At 72.9% G+C, this 15,600-nt stretch carries 9 protein-coding genes, 1 tRNA gene and 2 pseudogenes; 5 read left to right on the top strand and 7 right to left on the bottom strand.

Annotation, left to right across the window (positions count from 1 at the left end):
* A pseudogene (locus B4M60_RS08310) lies at positions 1-441 on the top strand (TetR/AcrR family transcriptional regulator); the annotation flags it as partial.
* Here the strand turns inward: B4M60_RS08310 and B4M60_RS08315 are convergent.
* From B4M60_RS08315 to B4M60_RS08325, 3 genes are all read right to left on the bottom strand, one after another.
* Positions 395-919 carry a holo-ACP synthase gene (locus B4M60_RS08315; RefSeq protein ID WP_291082141.1) on the bottom strand — a complete coding sequence of 175 codons (525 nt, stop codon included), beginning with the start codon at positions 917-919 and terminating at the stop codon, positions 395-397. The pseudogene B4M60_RS08310 and the gene B4M60_RS08315 overlap by 47 nt on opposite strands.
* Positions 916-10,272 (bottom strand): type I polyketide synthase, encoded by a 9,357-nt coding sequence (locus B4M60_RS08320; RefSeq protein ID WP_291082144.1) that lies wholly within the window; start codon positions 10,270-10,272, stop codon positions 916-918. The genes B4M60_RS08315 and B4M60_RS08320 overlap by 4 nt, the downstream gene beginning before the upstream one ends.
* A gap of 302 nt (positions 10,273-10,574) precedes the next feature.
* A complete protein-coding gene (locus B4M60_RS08325; RefSeq protein WP_291082146.1) occupies positions 10,575-11,087 on the bottom strand; it encodes a hypothetical protein in 513 nt (170 codons plus the stop codon).
* A 136-nt stretch (positions 11,088-11,223) separates the two neighbouring features.
* Between B4M60_RS08325 and B4M60_RS08330 the strand changes: the two genes are divergently transcribed.
* Both B4M60_RS08330 and B4M60_RS08335 read left to right on the top strand, forming a co-directional pair.
* Positions 11,224-12,843, top strand: a complete 1,620-nt coding sequence (locus B4M60_RS08330) for a sodium-dependent transporter (RefSeq protein ID WP_291082149.1) — start codon at positions 11,224-11,226, stop codon at positions 12,841-12,843.
* A 3-nt stretch (positions 12,844-12,846) separates the two neighbouring features.
* Positions 12,847-12,984, top strand: a complete 138-nt coding sequence (locus B4M60_RS08335; protein WP_291082150.1) for a methionine/alanine import family NSS transporter small subunit — start codon at positions 12,847-12,849, stop codon at positions 12,982-12,984.
* 27 nt (positions 12,985-13,011) lie between these two features.
* Here the strand turns inward: B4M60_RS08335 and B4M60_RS08340 are convergent, their stop codons facing one another.
* Together B4M60_RS08340 and B4M60_RS08345 are read right to left on the bottom strand one after the other, a co-directional pair.
* Positions 13,012-13,500: a hypothetical protein gene (locus B4M60_RS08340; protein ID WP_291082153.1), complete on the bottom strand. Its 489-nt coding sequence runs from the start codon at positions 13,498-13,500 to the stop codon at positions 13,012-13,014.
* A gap of 69 nt (positions 13,501-13,569) precedes the next feature.
* Positions 13,570-13,651, bottom strand: a tRNA-Leu gene (locus tag B4M60_RS08345).
* 59 nt (positions 13,652-13,710) lie between these two features.
* Here B4M60_RS08345 and B4M60_RS08350 point away from each other — a divergent pair.
* Both B4M60_RS08350 and B4M60_RS08355 read left to right on the top strand, forming a co-directional pair.
* On the top strand, positions 13,711-14,286 hold the full coding sequence (locus B4M60_RS08350; protein ID WP_291082156.1) for a hypothetical protein: 576 nt from the start codon (positions 13,711-13,713) through the stop codon (positions 14,284-14,286).
* On the top strand, positions 14,283-14,657 hold the full coding sequence (locus tag B4M60_RS08355) for a DUF3817 domain-containing protein (RefSeq protein WP_291082159.1): 375 nt from the start codon (positions 14,283-14,285) through the stop codon (positions 14,655-14,657). Before B4M60_RS08350 ends, B4M60_RS08355 begins: the two co-directional genes overlap by 4 nt.
* A 2-nt stretch (positions 14,658-14,659) precedes the next feature.
* On the opposite strand, the gene B4M60_RS08360 is transcribed toward B4M60_RS08355, so the two are convergent.
* A complete protein-coding gene (locus tag B4M60_RS08360; RefSeq protein ID WP_291082162.1) occupies positions 14,660-15,361 on the bottom strand; it encodes a non-canonical purine NTP pyrophosphatase in 702 nt (233 codons plus the stop codon).
* Positions 15,362-15,363: 2 nt separating this feature from the next.
* A pseudogene (gene rph / locus B4M60_RS08365) lies at positions 15,364-15,600 on the bottom strand (ribonuclease PH); the annotation flags it as partial.

Genomic DNA, 15,600 nt, shown 5'->3' on the forward strand with positions numbered 1-15,600 from the left:
TGGCCGGAGTTGCTCAACGACTTCCTCGACCACTTGGCCGACCTGTGGTTGCGCGACCCGTCGAGGCGCGCGGTGTGGCTGGCGACGCAGGCCACCCCGGCCACCCGGGCCACGGCCGCGGTGAACGAGCGTGAGATCGCCCGGATGATCGCCAGCGTGCTCGCCCCCCTCATGCCCGCCACCGAGCGGGAGCGCCGCGCGTTCATGGCCGAGGTGCTGGTGCACGTGGCCTACTCGATGCTCAACTTCTCCGTCAGTACGGGCAACGCCACCTCGGCCTCCGCCGGTGCAGGCACGATCGCTGCAGGCACGGTCGCTGGGGGCACGGTGAGTGCGGGATCCGCCGTCGGCGAGGACATCCACGACGCCACCGTCACCGAGCTCAAGCGCATGCTCACCGCGTATCTGTGGCTCGCGGAGAAGGAAGCCCAGGCAGGCTGATCTCCTCGGGCCCGCCGCCGGCCGGGGTCTCGAGCACCACGAACGCCACCGCCGAGCCGCCGTCGTGGCTGAGCGAGACGTGCCAGCGGGCGTCGGGCCCCACCGTGGCGGCGACCTGGCGGGCCACCTCTCCGCCGAGTCGCACCGATGGCCGGCCCCACGCGTCGCAGACGGTCTCGATCTCGGCCCAGCGCAGCAGGTCGGGCGGGATCGGAGGCGGCGACCCGTACAGGGCGGCCGACCACGCCTTGACCACGGCCTCCTTGACGGCCCACCGCCCGGCCAGGTGACGGGACAACCTGTCGTCGGGGACGGCGGGGGTCGCCGACGCCCCGCGGGCCTCGGCGCGTTCGCGGCACTGCCTCCGCTCGGTGGCCGAGAACGCCCTGGCCATCCGGGTCCCCGGCTCGGCCAGGGATGCGGCGAAGGCGCCGAGGTCGACAGTGTCGACCCCGACGCCCCGCACCCCGGACGTCACCGCCCGGCGTTCTCCGCGGTCGCGGCGGCCGCAAGCACGCCGTCGGCGTCGATCCGCGCGGCCGGGTCCAGCAGCACCGCGGCCTCGCGCTCCTTGACCTCATCGGCCGACCCCTCGCCCAGCCGGCGCGACTCCGGACGGCTGTAGAGGGACTCGCCGCCGTAGATGCCGCTGGTCCGGAGGCGGGTGCCCGCCCGCTCCCGCTCGACCGCGGCCAGGCGGATCCGCTCCGACTCCTGTTCGCCGAGGGACGCCGCTACCGCGCGGTGGAACGCCTCTGGGTGCGTCACGGCGATGAGGCCGGACACGTGGCCGAAGCCGAGCGAGGTGAGCAGGCCTGCCCTGAGCGGGAACTCCCCGCCCAGCTGCAGCGCCTCCCGCAGCCACACCAGGTGGCGGTGCCGGTCGAGGACGTCGTCGACGCAGTCCAGGGCCCGGTTCGGGGGCAGGGTCCCCGAGCGCAGCATCTGGGTGAGGCCGATGAGCTGGAACGCGGCCGCCCCGCCCTTCGCGTGCCCGGTGAGCGACTTCTGCGACACCACGAACAGCGGGTTGCCGTCCGAGCGGCCGATGGCCGCCGCGAGCCGCTCGTGCAGGTCCGACTCGTTGGGGTCGTTGGCCTTGGTCGAGGTGTCGTGCTTGCTCACCACGGCCAGGTCGTCGGCCGTCAGCCCGAGCTCGGCCAGGCCGCGGGCCAGCGGCGACCGCCTGCCGCCGCGGCCGGCCCCGAGCGCGCCGAGCCCCGGTGCGGGGATGGAGGTGTGCGCGCCGTCGGCGTACGAGCCCGCCCAGGCCACCACGCCGTGGACCGGCAGCCCCATGCGGGCCGCGACGTCGCCGCGGGCCAGCAGGATGGTGCCGCCGCCCTGCGACTCGACGAACCCGCCGCGCCGCCGGTCGTTGGCCCGGCTGTAGTGCCGCTCGTCGATCCCCTTGGCCGCCATCGCCGCGGAGTCGGCCGTGGCGGACATGTCGGCGAAGCCCTGGATGCCCTCCGTGGACAGATCGTCGAACCCGCCGGCCACCACGAACTCGGCCTTGCCGGCGCGGATCTTGTCGAAGCCCTCCTCGACGCTCACCGCGGTGGTGGCGCAGGCCGCCACCGGGTGGACCATCGAGCCGTAACCGCCGACGTAGGACTGCATGACATGCGCGGCCACCACGTTGGGCAGGGCCTCCTGCAGCGTGTCGTTGGCGCGGCTGCGGCCGAGGATGCCGTCGATGTACAGCGACCTCATGCTGGTCATGCCGCCCATGCCGGTGCCCTGCGTGTTGGCGACGTCGGCCGGGTGCACGTGGGCCAGCAGCTCGGCCGGGGTGAATCCGGAGGAGATGAACGCGTCGACGGTGGCCACGAGGTTCCACGCCGCCACCCTGTCGATCCCGGAGACCATGTCCGCGGGGATGCCCCACGCGGTCGGGTCGAAGCCGGTGGGGATCTGCCCACCGACCACGCGGGTGAGCGCGGCGCGGCGCGGCACCCGGATCTCGGTGCCGGCCTTGCGGGTGACGGTCCACTCGCCGTCGTCGCTCCGGGTGACCACGGTGTTCTCCGGGTCGTCCGCGAGGTAGCCGCGAGCCTGGGCCTCGTCGTCCACCACGAAGGACAGGTCCTCCGGCAGGAACACCGAGGTGAGCTGCGGAGCGGTGTTGCCGATCATCTCGGCGCGGGCGTCGTCGGCGTACGTGCGCACGCCCACCCGGGCCAGGACCTCGTCTCCGAAGCGCTCCGCGATGTCGGCCTCGTCGATCGGGTCACCGGTCCCGGCGACCACCCAGCCGGCGCGCGGCGAGTCCTCCCACTCGATGAGCCCGGTCGACCAGGCCAGCTCGACCACTCCGGCGGCGCTGAGCTCGCCGGTGGTCTCCACCTCGAAGCGGGTGCGGGCGCTGCCGTAGGGGCCGACCTCGCCGGCGCCGACGATCACGACCATGTCCTCGAGGTCCTGCGTGACCTCGCCCCACTCCGGGCGCTCGTCCGCGGTGACGGTCTGCAGCGACGGCAGCGCGGCGATGGTCCCGTCGGCGTCCTCTGTACCGGTCTCGGTCGACGCGGCCGGCCGGTCCGCCGCGAGGGCGGCCATGTCCAGGTTCGCGGTGCCGAGCCCGCCGGTGAGGTCGACGGTGACGGGGGCGTCACCGGCGGCCTTCCGGACGGACGGCGTGCACGAGTGCAGCAACTCGGCGGCGATCCCGGCGGTGGACCAGGTGGTCACGCCCGCGGCCTCGACGGCCTCGACGAGCGGGTCGTTGTGGCCCATGAGCCCGGTGCCCCGGACCCAGCCGATGATCGCGTGGACGAACGTCACGCGCTCGGACCAGGACTTCTCGGAGCCCCACTTGGCCATCACGGCGTCGAGCGCGGCCTTGGCCTCGCCGTACGCGCCGTCGCCGCCGAAGATGCCCCGGTTGGGCGAGCCCGGCAGGACCACGTGCAGTCGGGAGTCGACGTCGGTGTCGGCGCCGATCGCGCCGAGCCCGGCGACGAGCTTCTCCACGCCCCACAGCAGGACACGCATCTCGGTCTCGGCCCGCGGGCCGGCGTCGGCCATCGAGCCCTGGACCCGGGGTGCGGCAAACGGGAAGAGCAGCGTCGGGGTGAGCGCCGGCTTGAGCACGGTGGTCTGGCCACCGGCCGACTCGGCGTGCTCGGATCCGACCCACTCCACGAGAGCGTCGACGTCCGAGTACGAGGTGAGGTTGGCCGGCAGGACCCACAGCGCGGCGCCGCCGCGGGCGTGGGAGCGGTAGAGGTCCTTGAAGAAGGCCAGCTTGGCCTGGTCCAGGGTGGAGGTGGTGGCCACCACGGTGGCCCCGCCCGCCAGGAGGCGCGCGGTGACGGCGGCGGCGATGGAGCCCTTGCCGGCGCCGGTGACGACGGCGACGTCGCCCGCGTACTCGCCGACGAACTCCTCGGCGGCGACCTCGGAGATCTCCCGGTAGGCGCTCGCCAGGGCGTCGCGGCGGGCGCCGGTCGCCCGGGCCGCCCACCAGCGCGCCTGCTCGGCGACGATCTCGCCGGCGCCGCGGAAGGACTCCGCGGAGTCGGTCGGGACGTCGGTTCGCGTCCACAGGCGGGCCAGGTCCTCCCGCGCCGAGGCCCAGCGGTCGTCCATGAGGACGGCGCGGGCGGCGTCGAAGGCCGGTGCCACCACGCGGCGCCAGTCGGTGCCGAGCTCGGCGGCCACGAGGTCGGCGAGCTCGGAGTCGGGGTCGGCCTCGGCCAGCAGGTCGACCGCGTCCGGCTCGAGGTGCCCGAGGCGGGTGAGCAGGCCGCGGGCGGCCTCCGCGAGGACACCGTCCGGGCCGGTGAGGCCGTCGGCGAGCTCGGTCAGCGCCGCGGAGTCCACGACCCCGCCGCCGCCGGCTCCCGAGGACGGCATGGCCACGGCCACGCCGTTGGCCGCGCCGACGGACCGGACGGCCGCGTCGATGAGCGCGTCCAGACCGGACGCGTCCTTGACGCCGGCGGCGTCGAGGGTGGCCAGGTCGCCGCCCCGGACCGAGGCCCCGTCACGGGTGCCGAGGGCGATCTCGGCGGTGACGTGCTGCGCCCAGCCGGTGCCGAGCTCCCAGGGGCCGGTCACCCGCTCGGTGATGTAGGCGGCCCGCTTGCCGGTCCGGCCGAGGACCGCGCGCAGCGCCTCGCCGACCGCGTCGGACAGGACGGGTCCGAAGGGGGCGTACCCGCGGGCCAGTCGCGAGACCTGGTCCGCCAGGGTCGGGAAGTCCGCCTCCGCCGCGCCGTCGATGGCGCCCAGGCTCAGTTCGGTGCCCAGGTCCAGCAGCAGCTGGTTGCGGCGCGAGGAGACGCCGTCGCACAGCGTCTCGATGGAGTCGCCCGCCGCGATCTGCTCGGGACGGACCTTGGTACGCAGGGCCACCAGCATGCGGGTGGCCGCGGGGGCGCCGAAGGTCAGGTCGTCCGGGCGGGGCGCGCCGGGGGCGGCGGTCGCGGCCGGAGCCGCGCTTTCTGATCGGTCCGCACCGGCCGTGCCGGGGGTGTTGACGGCCGGTGCGGGGTCTGTGGGGGCCGCCGAGTCGGCGGCCGGGGTGGAGGACCCGGTGGCGTCCACCGAGTCGTCGTCGTCGACCTCCACGCTGGGCGGCAGGGTGCCGTACAACGTCGCGGAGTCGCGCTCGACGTTGATCACCTGGGCGCGGGGGCCCCGGTGCGTGGGCAGGTCGAGGGTCTTGGAGGCGAGGTTCGCCACGGTCGGGGCGTTGGCCACGCCGACCTCGATGAAGCACTCGATGCCGAGTCCACCGCGCTCTACGGGCGTAAAGAGCAGCTCCTGGGTCTCGATCCAGCGGACCGGGCTGGCGAACTGCCAGGCCAGCAGCTCCACGAGCAGCAGCCGTCCGAGGCGCACGGGCGTGGCCGACCAGGCGTCCCAGTTGGCCAGCACGTCGGCCAGCGCCTCGGCGGGCACGAGGTCGGCGATCTCCTGCACGAAGTCCCGCTCGAGGCTGAACAGTCGCGGCACGAGGTTGGGGATGTACCGGCCCACGAGCACCGAGATGTCGATGTCGTGCGGGATCAGCGCGTCGAGGGTGGCCCGGAAGTCCGGGACCCCGCCGCGCAGGACGGTGGAGTGGAACGGGACGTCGATGCCCGGCACCAGGATGAAGGCGTTCTTGCCGCCCGAGACCTCGAGCTCGCGCGTCACGGCCTTCTCCAGCGCGTCGCAGCCGGCGACGGTGCCGGCGAGCGCGTACTGGGAGCCGGCGAGGTTGTAGTTGACGATCTCGATGAACTCGCCGGACTCGCGCGCCACCCGGGCGACCCAGTCCACCACCTCGTCGTCCGAGATCCCCATCTGCGAGGGGCGGATCGCGGCCATGCGGTAGTCGGAGCGCCCCTGCGCGTCACGCGGGACCAGCTGGTGCATGGTCGATCCGCGCTGGAAGACGATCTCCAGGAGCGGCTCGAGCTCGAGCACGCCGGAGATGGCGGCCAGGGCGTCGTACTCCCCGATCGAGTGGCCGGCGAAGTAGGCGTCGGCCGAGAACAGGCCGTCGGCCTCGAGCTCGGCGCGCTGCGCCACCGCAAGGCACGCCATGGCGACCTGGGTGAACTGCGTGAGGTAGAGCACGCCGTCGGGGTGCCGGTGGACGGTGCCGCGGACGGTCACCTCGGTGGGGTTCTCCCGGACGAGCGCCAGGATCGAGAAGCCGAGGGCCTCGCGGGTGTGCGTGTCGGCGCGGTCCCAGACCTCACGGGCGGCCGGGCAGCGGGTGCGGCCCTCCATGCCCATCCCCTTGGCCTGGATGCCCTGGCCCGGGAAGGCGTAGACGGTGCGCGGGGCCTCGGTCAGGGCGGTGGCCGCCATGACGGTGGCGCCGTCGACCGTGCACGTGACCTCGAGGACCTGGCCGCCTGAGTGGCGGCCGGTCTGGACGGCGCGGACCGTGATGTGGTCGCCGGGGCGGACCGGGGCGAGCATGCGGGCGGTCCAGCCGGCGATCCGCAGGGCGGGGGTCTTGCCGTCCGAGGACTGGACCGCGTGCTGGGCGGCTGCCGAGAGCCACATGCCGTGGACGATCACGCCGCCCAGCCCTGCCAGGTCGGCCGCGGTGTCGGAGACGTGGATCGGGTTGTGGTCGCCGGAGACCAGCGCGAAGGCGGTCATGTCGTGCGGCGCGGTGAGCGTGGTGGACACCCGCAGCTGGCGCGACGTCCCGGCGGGCTCGACGGCCCCTCCCGACGGGGTGACGAGCGCCCCGCCGGCCGGGCGGGGGTCCCCCACCTCGGCGCGGCCGGTGCGGCCGCGGATGGCGAACCGCTCGGACAGGGTGCACAGCGGGGCGCGGGCGCCGTCCGCGGCGACCGTGGCGACCTCGACGGACACCTCCACCACGCGGCCGAGGTCGGTGTCGCGGACCCCGCCCGACCGGGCGACGACGGCGAGGTCGGTCGTGGACTGCGGCAGCGCCGCGTGCATGCGGACACCGTGGTCCAGGTGGACCAGGTCGAGCAGCCCCTCGACCACGGTCCCGGCGCCGCCCGGGCGGCGGGCCTGGCCGAGCACCGCGAACACGGCCGGCCACGCGGCGCCCACGAGGGCGTCCGGCACGCCGTCCGAGGCGATGAGCGAGGTGGGCAGGCTGCCGGCCGTGACGCCGGTGTGGTCGGAGGCGAGGGTGGGATCAAACGTGAAGCGGGCGGTCGCGACCCCGCCGTCGACCTCGGGAAGCGAGTCGATCACGGCGCCGCCGGCGCCGCTGCGCCCGACCCCCGCCGCGGTGGCGAGCAGGGTGCGCATGGCCGACTCGGCGGCCTCGTCGGTCACGACCGGCGCGGCGCCGGTGGCCACGGACTGGCCGAGGGCGATGGTGATGGTCATCTCGGACGGGCCGATCGGCAGCGTCAGGTCGACGGTCCGGCCGTCGGCGGCCGGGGTGAGCACGGCGCCGGTGACCGGGTGGCGGCCGACGCCCTCGGCATCGATCTCCCAGGCGTGGAGCACGCCCAGGCGGTGGACCGGGCTCACCACGAGCCGGCCCGCCCACGAGACGTCGGGGGCGTTGAGGACGTCCGCGACCGGGCCCTGTGCGGTGGTCACGGTGCCCCGGCGGCGACCGCTGACGGCCTCGGTGGAGGGCAGGTAGCCGCGGACGCGGTCGGCCGTGGCGCTCTCGAAGCGGTCGAGCAGCTCGCCGACCGGCTCGTCGACGCGGGTGATCCCGGCGACCGCGGTCGTGCCGGGGATGACGCACACGGCGTCGGCGTCGTAGCGGGCGTCGTGGGCCTGCCACAGGGAGTCCGAGCGCCACCAGCGGCGCACGTCCCCGTCGATGACCGGCACGAACGGCACGGGCTTGCCGGGCAGCCGGCAGATGTCGAGGAACTCGATCGCGTCGGCGGGGTGCAGCGTGGCCGTGGCCAGCTCGGGGTAGCGGGCGGCGAGGGTCCGGACGACCTCGGCCGGGCGCTCCATCGCCTCGACGCGCGGGAAGGCCGAGAGGATGCGCCCGGTGTCGACGGAATCGAGGCGGGCCTCGGTGCGCTGCACCATGCGGTGGAAGCGGTCGCGGATGGTGGGATCGAGCCACACGGAGGCGGCGGAGTCGGGCGCCGAGTCGGGCGCGGCCGAGAGCTCGGCGAAGCGGCGCAGCCACTGCTCGTAGGTCATGGACTCGAGGTCACCGAAGTAGGGCTTGGCGGTGCCGTTGATCGCGGCGATGATCTCGTCGCGGCGCGCGGCCACAGCGTCGGCGTCACCGGCGACCTCGTCCAGCAGCCGACCGGTGCGGGCGGCGGTGTTGTCGATCTCGTGGATGTCGGCGCCGAGCTGGCTGCGGCCGGAGGCCATGCCGCCCTCGGCGTGGCCCGCGCCGACCCAGTGGTCCACGCCCACGGTGTCCACCAGGAGCTGCTTGACCTGGGGGCTGGTGGTGGCCTCGAGGGTGGCCATGGCGGCGGTGCCCACGAGGATGCCGTCGACGGGCATGGCCGGGTAGCCGTGGGCGTTGGCCCACGAGCCGGTGAGGTAGTCGGCGGCCCGCTCCGGGGTGCCGATCCCGCCGCCCACGCACAGGACCACGTTGGGCCGGTCGCGCAGCATAGGGTAGGTGGCCAGCAGGAGGTCGTCGAGGTCCTCCCACGAGTGGTGGCCACCCGCGCGGCCGCCCTCAACCTGGACGATCACCGGCATGTGCGGAACCTCGGCGGCGATCCGCACGACCTGGCGGATCTGCGCGACGGTGCCCGGCTTGAAGCTGACGTGGCGCAGCCCGGCCTCGGTTAGCTCGGAGATGAGGGCCACGGACTCGTCCAGCTCGGGGATGCCGGCGGTGACGATCACGCCGTCGAACGGGATACCCGCGGCGCGGGCCCGCTGCACGAGGCGCTTGCCACCCACCTGGAGCTTCCACAGGTACGGGTCGAGGAAGAGCGAGTTGAACTGGGCGCTGCGACCGGGCTCGAGGAGCTCGGCCAGGCGCCGGGTGTTCTCGGCGAAGATCGCCTCGGTGACCTGGCCGCCGCCTGCGAGTTCCGCCCAGTGGCCCGCGTTGGCCGCGGCGGCGACGATCTCGGGGTCGACGGTGGTCGGGGTCATCCCGGCCAGCAGGATCGGGGAGCAGCCGGTGAGGCGCGTGAACGAGGTCTCCACGTGGACGCTGCCGTCGGGGAGGGAGATCAGCTGCGGCTGATAGGCCGTCCACGGACGCTCGATCTCCGGCGTCGCGCCCGGGGTGAAGAGGTTCCGCAGCCCGCCGCGGGTGGCCGCGGCCACCACGCCGACGCCCTGTCCGCGGACCACGGAGCGGTTGAGGCGGGTCAGGGCCTCGCCCGGCCCCATGTCGAGGATCCAGTCGGCGCCGGCGTGAAGCGTCTCCGCCATCTCCTCGACCCAGTCGACCGGTTCGGTGAAGACCTCGCGGGCCAGCGAGGCCGCGCGCTCGGCGTCGAGGCCGCAGCGGCCGGCCCAGTGGTAGACGACGTCCACGGCCGGCGCCATGGCCGGATGGTGGAAGCCCACCTCCACGTCCAGCGGATCGAATACGGGGGCGAAGATCTCGCCGCCGGTGAGTTTGGCCTCGCGCCGACGGCGCGACTCCGCCTCGAGGTCGGCGCAGTGACTCCGCAGGTCCTCGAGGTCGGTCGGCCGGCCCACCACGACGTGGCGGCGCTGGGCGTTGCGGATGGAGACCGAGGGCCGGAGGGAGGGGTCGACCCCGGAAAACAACTCCTCGACCAGGGCCCGCAACTCCTCGCCGTCGATCCCCGACACGCCCACCATGGGGCTGGACTCGCCGCGGCGGAAGAGGCCGACCCGGCGCCCGACCAGGGTGGCGGCCGCACCGATGAGCTCGGCCACCGCGAGGAGCCGGTCGTCGATCGAGCCGAAGGTCTGGACCGACTCGACGGCCAGGATCCCCTGCGAGTGACCCACGACGGCGGCGGGGGCGGTGTCGTTGACGTCGAAACCCTCCGCCGCCAGCGCGCGGATCGCACCGATCTGGGTGAGGAGAACCGCCGGTAGCGAGACCGCCGCGGAGGAGAGCGAGGCGTCGTCCGGGAGATGGCCGTGATCCTCGTCCTCGCCCGTGGTGGTGTTGGCCCACTCGATGGGCCGGAAGCCGTGGGTCCGGACCACCGCGATCTCGTCGTGGACCGGCTCCGTGAGCGCGACGGAGGAGTCGACGAGGTCCTGGAGTTCGGGGCCGATCCCCGTTCCGTCGATCAGGTCGCTCAACGCGTCACGCCACGCGATCCCCTGGCCACCGAAGGCCAGCGCGTAGGCGGTGCCCTCACGGAGTTCGTCCGCGAGAGGGCTGGTCCGGCGGCGGGCCGCATCTCCGGTCTCGAGCGGGCGGGGGGTGAGGTCGCGGTCGTCGATCGTCACGTGGGGAACTCCTTGGCACTTGCGTCAGGGACATCTGTGCCGAACCAGTGACTGGTCCGGCGCAGCGCACAGACTGCCACAGAAACTTGAGGGAGTCCTCAGCTTGATGGGGTACGACCGACCTGTTCGGGGTCGCGCCCGGGCCGCGAGGCGTGACGCTCATCACAACAGGACATGATGGCCTCCTCATCTTCACAGGTGAGGGGGGCCTCAGGTTTGCCAGGCGGGGCCGTTATCCAATCGTTATACGATGCCCAGGGGAATCGGCGCCGGCCCCGGCGTGTCGCGCCCGGCCCCCGCCGTCACGCGCCGCAGCGGAGCGCGGCCATCTGGGCGGCGTCGAGCCCCCCGGCGGGACAGAGATCGGCGGTCAGCCTCCGCGGCCCGGACGACCATTCGACGTGCGCCGTGCGCACCGCGTCGCCGAACGCGAGCGTCACCAGACCGCCGACCCCCGGGACCTCGTCCGTAGCCAAGCCGCCCTCGCCGATCGTCTCGACCGCGGTCACCTCGGCGACCGTCGCGGGGCCCGGGGCGGGGATGAGCCGCAGCCGGATCGCCGTGCCGTCGTACGCGCCGACCCACGCCGCGAACTCGCCCGTCCCGTCGGGCCGCAACTCGAGCGTGTATCCGTGCGAGATCCACGAGCCGGTCTCGCGCACCACCTCCGCCGGGGTGGGGACCGCGGGGCCGGTCACCGCCGGGGCGGCCCCCGTCGGCACCGCGACGACCGTCGCGGCCCCCGCCATCATCACGGCGAGAGCGGTCGCCAGCGCCCCCCGCACGATCCCCCGACCCGCGCCACCTGTTCTCATGAATTCAACCTAGCCCCACCAGTCACACCGCGCGATACAGTACTTGCGTCGAATCGGTCACCAAACGGCAACTGGCCGACTACAAGTAGTAGATCGGCTGCCCGGAGCACTGAGTCTCCCCCTCTAGGAGGACGTCATGACCACACCCGCCGCCAAGGCCGGGACGCGACCACGGGAGACCTTCTCCCGACGGTCCGTCTTCGTCTTTGCCGCCATCGGTTCCGCCGTCGGCCTCGGCAACATCTGGCGCTTCCCGTTTGTCGCCTACGACAACGGGGGCGGCGCGTTCCTCATCCCCTACCTGGTGGCGCTGCTCACGGCGGGTCTACCGCTGTTGTTCTTCGACTACGCCATCGGCCACCGCTTCCGCGGGTCCGCACCGCTGAGCTTCCGGCGGATGAACCGGTTCGCCGAGCCGATCGGATGGATCCAGGTCCTCGTCGCCTTTGTGATCGCCGTCTACTACGCGGTGATCATCGGCTGGGCGGCGTGCTACGCCTGGTTCTCGCTGGACCAGCGCTGGGGCCAGACGTACGAGGAGTCCGCGACCTTCTTCCTCGAGGACTTCCTCAAGATGGGCAGCGGCTTCGGGGTGGACTTCGTCCCGATGATCGCCATCGTGCTCGTCGCGGTCTGGGTGATCACGCTCGGCGTCCTGCTCGCCGGCGTCCAGAAGGGGATCGGCGGCACCGCGCTGGTGTTCGTGCCCCTGCTCGTCGTGCTCTTCGCGGCGCTCGTCATCCGCTCGCTGTTCCTCGACGGCGCGATGGAGGGGCTCAACAAGTTCTTCACCCCGAACTGGGCCGTGCTCACCGAGCCGAGCGTGTGGATCGCCGCCTACGGGCAGATCTTCTTCTCGCTCTCCGTCGGCTTCGGCATCATGCTCACCTACTCCTCGTATCTCAAGCGCAAGACCAACCTCACCAGCTCCGGCCTGGTGGTCGGCTTCTCCAATTCCGCGTTCGAGGTCCTGGCCGGCATCGGCGTGTTCGCCACCCTGGGCTTCCTCGTCTCCACCTCGGCCGGCGCCGGATGGGATGACGTCGGCGGCGGTCCGGGGCTGGCGTTCATCGCCTTCCCCGCCCTCATCTCGCAGATGCCCGGCGGGCCGATCTGGGGCGTGGTCTTCTTCATCTGCCTCATCCTGGCCGGCCTCACCTCGCTCATCTCGATCGTCGAGGTGGTGATCTCCTCCTTCCAGGACAAGATCGGCGGCTCGCGCACCGTCGCGACCCTGGCGATCGGCGTCCCGATGGCCGTGATCTCGCTCGTGCTCATGCCCACCGAGCAGGGCCTGCAGAACCTCGACATCATGGACAAGTTCTCCAACAACCTCGGGATCGTCGGCATCGCGCTCATCGCCCTGTGCTCGGTGATGTTCGTCCTGCGACTCGGGCCGCAGCTGCGCGACCACCTCAACTCGGTCTCCTCCTGGAAGGTCGGGACGTTCTGGCTCTTCTGCCTGGCCGTCCTCACCCCGATCGTCCTGGCGTACGCGCTCATCACGACCATCATCGAGCTCATCAACGAGCCCTACGAGGGCTACGACGCCGCCGTGCTCGGGGTCTGGGGGTGGGGCATGCTCGCCACCGTCCTCGTTCTCTCGGTGATCCTGTCCGCACTGCCGTGGCGCGGATCCCGGCAACTCGACGGCCCTCCCTCCGTCGACGACGATCCGAGCGACTACACCTACGAAGAGGGCCTCACCCGACCCGCCGCGACCCCGGCACCCACCCGCTCCCCGAAGGAGGCCTGAGTCATGGACGCTCCCGCGCTCATCATGATGGTGCTGTTCCTGCTCGTGATCTGGGGCGGACTCGTCGCCAGCATCATGCACTACGTCGCCAACCCGGACGCCGAGGACGGCGCTCCCCCCTCACTGCCGCGCGAGCTCTAGATCCCGCCCGGCGCACCCGGACGTCGACTACCCGTCTTCCCTCCAGTAGGTCCTCGGCCACTCGGACTTCGGAGGGAGGTTGTCGATCTCCGGCTTCTGCCACTTCGACCTCGGGGGCAGGTGGTCGCGGTTGATGGCGCCGGAAACACGAGGCTCGGAGACGGTGCCCGTGATGAACCACTCGACCTCGAACTGCTCGGGGCTGTAACGGTGGATCAGACCGAGTGGGGAGAGAATCATCCAGTCGCCCCGCTTCACGTTCTGTTGGACAAGCCCCTTGTACGCGCCGAACCTGAACGCGGGGGGGTACCAGGCCTTGTTGACGTGAGGCAGGATCCGTCGGTCGTACGGGTCGGCGTCCCCGCCCGTGACAACCAGGTCACCGAACATGTGCCTGATGACGTCCTCGTTCTCAGGCAGCGAGCGGACAGCGATGAACTGACTCTCCCGATTCAGGGGTTCCGTACGACCCCTCTCCGCCTGTGCTCTCGAGACGACGGCTACCACCTCGCCCATCGCTGGCCTCCCCACCGCGTAGAGATCGGATATCCCACCGCGAAGGATGCACCACGCATACGACAGGGGTGCGCCCGGGGAGACTTGAACTCCCACGTCCGTAGACACTGGAACCTAAATCCAGCGCGTCTGCCAATTCCGCCACGGGCGCGTCACCCGGGGGTACCGGGCGAGGTGAGTTTACCCGGAGGTCGGCGGTACCGTGGAGGCGTGTCCGACACCCTGGGTTCCCCCGCGACCGGAAGCGCCACCGCGTCCGGCGAGTCGGCGTCGACCAGGGTCAGGCATCGCCCCGCGTGGATCGCGTTCGTCACCCTGGGCGCGATCTTCTGCCTGGGGATGGGGCTGTGGCAGCTCGCCCGGTACCGGGAGGCCACGGGGACCGTGCAGAACCTCGGGTACACGTTCATGTGGCCGTTCCTCGCCGGGTTCCTCGTCTACGCCTACGTGAAGTACGTGCGCATGGAGGCCGAGGAGGCCGACCGCATCTCCGCCACGGACGGCGCCGTGGGTGGCCATGCCGCGCGGGTCCGGGGCGAGGAGCGGGACGACGACGACGAGGTCGACCGCCCGTCCGGAACCGCGCCGACCGCCGGGACGAACCAAACCGGCCGGCGCCGCGGTCCCGTCGTGACGGAGATCCCCTCCGACCTGCTGCCGACTCGTCGGCCCGCCCGCGACGAGGGGGCCCGGGACGAGGGCCTGGACGCCTACAACGCATATCTCGCCGAGCTCGCCCGGAAGGACCGGGCCGACGGCACCCACCAGGAGAAGCCCGCCACATGACCGCCGCAGCCACCACGCACACCGACGACCGCACGCCGGATCCCGACGGAAGGATCCGCGGGGCCCTCACCCGGTACCGGGTCCTGGCCTGGATCACCGGCGTGTGGCTCCTGGTCCTCACCGCCGAGATGGTCTACAAGTACCTGATCCTGGACAGCTCGTCCGACGCCCCCGACTGGTTCACCTACATCGGGCAGGCCCACGGCGTCTTCTACATCCTCTACCTGTTCATGACCCTCGACCTGGCCATCAAGGCCCGCTGGCCCGCGGTGCGGACCCTGCTCACCGCGCTGGCGGGGACCATCCCGTTCCTGTCGTTCTGGTTCGAGCACATCCGGACCCGGGACGTCCGGGCGCAGTACGCGGTCTGACGTCAGCCGAGGGCGGCGAGCTCCCGCAACGCCGGCACGAGCGCGCGCAGTGCGCGGCCGCGGTGGGACGCCGCGTCCTTCTCCCCCGGCGTGAGCTCGGCGGCCGCGCGGTCCGTGCCGTCGGGGAGGAAGACCGGGTCGTAGCCGAACCCGCCCTTCCCGCGGGGCCCGCGCAACACGCTGCCCGGCCAGCGCCCCTCAGCGACCGTCTCGCCGTGGGCCACCCCGTCCGCCGGGCTGGGCGCCGGGCCGGGCGCCGGGCCGGGCGCCGGGCCGGGCGCCCGACCAGTCGCCGTGCCGGGCACACCCGGGCCGACCAGCGCGCAGGCGGACACGAACGCCGCGCCGCGGCGGTCGTCGGGGACGTCGGCGAGCTGCGCCAGCAGGAGCGCGTTGTTCGCCGCGTCGTCGCCGTGCCGGCCGGCCCAGCGCGCGGAGAGCACGCCGGGCATCCCGTTCAGGGCGTCCACCGCGAGCCCCGAGTCGTCGGCCAGGCACGGCAGCCCGGTCGCCCGGGCTCCCGACCGGGCCTTGATGAGCGCGTTCTCGGCGAAGGTGGCGCCGTCCTCCGGCTCCTCCGGGAACCCGGGCACCTCGTCCAGGCCGATCGGCTCGATCCCGACGATCCCCTCCGCCTCCAGCACGCGGCGCAGCTCGGCCAGCTTCTTGGCGTTCCGGCTGGCCACGAGCAGCCGCACGGTCACCGCTACCGCCCCTGGGACCGCGCGAGCGCGGGCGTCGGGAGCGCACCCGGGTAGGGGGCCGCCAGCGCCTCGCGCTGCAGGGCGAACAGCCGCTCGCAGCCGGCCTGCGCGGAATCGAGCATCGCGTCGAGGGTGTCCCGACCGAACGCGGCGCCCTCGGCGGTCCCCTGGACCTCGACGAGCTCCCCGGCATCGGTGCAGACGACGTTCATGTCCACCCCGGCTCGCGAGTCCTCCTC

Origin of the sequence: Dietzia sp. UBA5065 (genome assembly GCA_002415925.1) — a bacterium.
GTDB lineage: Bacteria > Actinomycetota > Actinomycetes > Mycobacteriales > Mycobacteriaceae > Dietzia.

Coding starts and splice junctions, on each gene's coding strand:
- B4M60_RS08325 (WP_291082146.1), bottom strand. CDS start 11,087: ATGAGAACAGGTGGCGCGGGTCGGGGGATCGTGCGGGGGGCGCTGGCG.
- B4M60_RS08330 (WP_291082149.1), top strand. CDS start 11,224: ATGACCACACCCGCCGCCAAGGCCGGGACGCGACCACGGGAGACCTTC.
- B4M60_RS08335 (WP_291082150.1), top strand. CDS start 12,847: ATGGACGCTCCCGCGCTCATCATGATGGTGCTGTTCCTGCTCGTGATC.
- B4M60_RS08340 (WP_291082153.1), bottom strand. CDS start 13,500: ATGGGCGAGGTGGTAGCCGTCGTCTCGAGAGCACAGGCGGAGAGGGGT.
- B4M60_RS08355 (WP_291082159.1), top strand. CDS start 14,283: ATGACCGCCGCAGCCACCACGCACACCGACGACCGCACGCCGGATCCC.